A 3,618-nucleotide genomic window follows, 5' to 3' on the forward strand; every position below is an offset into this window, starting at 1 on the left:
TAAAAACGCGAAGCCAAGCAACACGCATACACCTAACAAGCTCATAAGAATAGACATTCAGGCTTCACTCTATAAAAGACAAATTGCTTAAAAAGGTTAGCAAAGTTTTCCTCTTTGGCTTGGTTTTCATGCTTGCGCCCCGCATGAGCATCTGACAAGCTAACGAAAAACACAGAAGACCTACATGGACGCAATCCTGAACTCCGAGCTTATCAGTAACTGGCTACCTAGCGTGCTTGCCTTTATTGGTGCGGTCACGCTGCTCACGGCGGCAAACCACTTCATCGTTGTACGCAAAAAACATCTCGGCAGCGAAAGAAAAGTACCCCGCCAGATACTAATGCTGTTTCTTACTTTAGCCTGCGTTATTGGTGTCATCTTATCGCTACCGATCGATGCGCAACTTCGTAATCAAATCATTGGCCTGATTGGTATCCTGCTTTCAGGTTTGATCGCCTTTTCTTCTACCAATATTATCGGCAATCTGATGGCCGGTATTCTACTGCGCATTACCAAACCATTTGGAATTGGCGATTTTGTGCGCGTTGGCGACTTCTTCGGCCGCGTCTCCGAGCGAGGCCTATTCGATACAGAGATCCAATCTGAGAATCGAGAGCTCATCTCACTGCCAAACTCCTTTCTAGCAAACAACCCGGTAACAACGACCCACCGTTCAGGCGCAATCGTCTCCGCGACACTCTCGCTTGGGTATGACGTGCACAACAAAAAAGCGATCCCACTACTCATCAAGGCTGCAGAAGAAAGCGGTCTCAGTGATGCCTTTGTACACATTACCGAACTAAACGATTTTAGCGTCAGCTATCGCGTTTCCGGATTTTTAGATGAGGTTAAAGGCCTGATTACCGCTCGCTCCAACCTACGCATGCATGTTCTCGATATGTTACACGGCCACGGTGTAGAAATTATGTCGCCGTCCTTCATGAACCAGAGACCAATGCCGCCAGAAACCAGTACGATTCCGGACATGCATTGGGCAAGGGCTAACGAAGAGCGCGTAGAAGCCGAAGACATCGTATTCGACAAAGCCGAGGCTGCGCAGAAACTGTCCGATGAAAAGAAAAAAATCTATGAGCGCATTTCTGAACTGGAAGAAGAGCTAAAACAAGGCGCAAAAGAAAATCAGGAAGAATTAAAGAAACATCTTGGCGAGCTAAAAGAAAAGCTGGTAACTCTGCAAGGCAATATAAACGAGAATCCGAGCGAGAATACAAGCAACAGTGCCAACGAAGAAACCGTCGAAAACAAAACACCGAGCAGTTCCTAAAGCAAAACGTCCAAGATAGCGATTAGAGAGGGCTCAGACAATGGATAAAAGCGTACTTATCACCGGCGCCAATCGCGGTATAGGCTTAGCACTTGCCAAGGTTTACCACAGCAAGGGATACCAAGTTTTTGCAGCATGCCGACGGAGCAGCCAAGCGCTGGATGCCATCGGCGTACAGATCATTGAAGGAATCGATGTCGCCCTGCCCGATGCAGGTCACTGGCTTAACGACGCCCTGCACGACACGCATCTAGATTTGCTTATCAACAACGCTGGCATATTGCGTGACGAACAACTCGGACAGCTCGATTTCACGAGCATTGAACAACAAATCAAGGTAAATACCCTCGCACCATTGCGCATTACAGAGGCATTACTGAGCAAACTGGTTCCAGGATCAAAAGTCGCCTTTATCACTAGCCGGATGGGCTCAATTGCAGATAATACCAGCGGTGGCCGCTACGGGTATCGTATGTCTAAGTGCGCCCTGAATGCCGCAGCTGTGTCACTGGCACACGATCTGTCTCCACGCGATATCTCTGTTGCGATTCTTCACCCCGGCTTGGTTGGTACCGAAATGATCGGCGGCCATGGTAATGTCACACCAGATGAAGCCGCTAATCAGCTTTCTGAGCGTATCGATGCGCTCGAGCCAAGGAACTCTGGTACGTTCTGGCATGCAAACGGCGATGTCTTACCTTGGTAAGGCCTCAAATGCTGCAACAGCACCTCCTAATTACTGGCAAAAGAACATTTATCGCCTAATCTAACTTCAGCTTTTGAGTTTATTTTTAAACAGAGAAATGTTTTGGCACAGCCGTCATACACCTATCTTGCCTGGACAACCGCCATACTTTGGTTGCTGCTTGTTTCGGTTCTCATGTGGCAAGTATTTGCCTCAGATTATCGCGCCTTTCTTCATGAGGATGCACCGGATCTGCAAAACATGCCAAGAGTAGCGACGGGGGAACTAACGCTTGTTCACTATCTAGACGAGCAATGTAGCTGCAATCGCTTTGCCAAACCACATGTACAAGATATTGAAGAGACCTATAAAGAAGCGCGCCACGTATACCCTAACGAAACCATGCAAGTAAAAGGTGTTCTCTTGGAGGATTGGGCGATCTCAAGTCCTGCGGTGAGTATTTTTGCTCCTGATGGCGTACTGATTTATCACGGCCCTTACACCGCAGGTAGTGTTTGTGGACAAGGCGAAGATTTGGTTGCAGCCCACCTAGAAAAATGGCGCGCAGGTGATCGCGCTCAGTATCTCAACTTGCTAGGTCAGGGGTGTTTTTGCCCCTGGACCAACACGAACAAAAAAACAGCAGAGCTGACATAAAAGCGAGCTCAGCTTCGCTTAGTGCTCAGTAAAACGGAGAATTATGGAAAACACGAACCTCATAAACCATTACAAACGTGCCGACAAAGTGATGAAGATCATTCTGAGCACCCTGTTTGTAGTCTCACTGGCTCTCGCCCCGATGTATGACACTTGGATGGCGGCGCTTTTAATCGGTGGCGCGACCTTGGCGGCGGCCTTTATCGTGAGCAGCCTTTCTCCAGGGAGCAGCATTAGCCGAATCGTCATGGGCATGGCTTTGATGGTGATGACCTCGCTTCATATACAGCAAGCACATGGCATGCTGGAGTTCCATTTCGGCGTTTTCGTGCTTCTCGCATTGTTACTTTATTATCGAGACTGGGTTCCGGTCGTTGCGGCAGCCGTCACCATTGCCGTGCATCACTTAAGCTTTTTCTTCATACAAGCTAATGGCGGCGGTGTTTGGCTTTTACCATCAGCAGAAAACGGGTTCAATATTGTCCTTCTTCATGCGGTTTATGTCGTTGTGGAGACAGCGGTGGTTGTTTGGATGTCACTCGATCTTAAAAAAGAGTTTCTCGCGTCCAGCGAGCTCAGTTCCACAGCTCGCAATATTACGCGTGGCGATCAAATTGATTTATCTATCCGAACGAGCGGACGAACAGAACTACTGCAAGATTTTGATGTGTATACCGAATCGGTGAATGAACTGGTCTCGCGCGTCGCCAGTAATTCAGAGTCTGTCCATATTACCGCTGAGCAGCTAGTCACGATTAGTAACAACCTCCAAACCTTATCAAGCACTCAGCAACAACAAACGGACATGATCGCCAGTGCCGTTGAAGAATTGACTGCGTCAGCCAGCGAAGTAGCGGCAAACGCAGGTCAAGCTGCGGACGCAGCCGAGAAAGCATATCAAAACTCACAAGCATGTCGTCAATCCAGCACTACGACCGAGAATGATATTCTCAGCCTCGACAACCAAATTGCGAGTGCAGCGGAAACCATT

Annotated in this window: 4 protein-coding genes; all 4 read left to right on the top strand. The window is 48.4% G+C overall.

Translation table 11 applies throughout. The features are described 5' to 3' along the window. Positions 1-184 precede the first annotated feature (184 nt). A complete protein-coding gene (locus A3751_RS16725; RefSeq protein ID WP_068458079.1) occupies positions 185-1,285 on the top strand; it encodes a mechanosensitive ion channel domain-containing protein in 1,101 nt (366 codons plus the stop codon). Between the two features lie 40 nt (positions 1,286-1,325). Continuing rightward, positions 1,326-1,991, top strand: a complete 666-nt coding sequence (locus tag A3751_RS16730; RefSeq protein ID WP_068458081.1) for an SDR family oxidoreductase — start codon at positions 1,326-1,328, stop codon at positions 1,989-1,991. A 102-nt stretch (positions 1,992-2,093) separates the two neighbouring features. Then, positions 2,094-2,627, top strand: a complete 534-nt coding sequence (locus A3751_RS16735) for a DUF6436 domain-containing protein (RefSeq protein WP_068458083.1) — start codon at positions 2,094-2,096, stop codon at positions 2,625-2,627. Positions 2,628-2,670: 43 nt separating this feature from the next. After that, positions 2,671-3,618 (top strand): methyl-accepting chemotaxis protein (locus tag A3751_RS16740; protein WP_197466430.1); only part of this gene is annotated, 948 nt, incomplete at its 3' end.

The sequence above is a fragment of the Oleiphilus sp. HI0080 genome, from assembly GCF_001635135.1.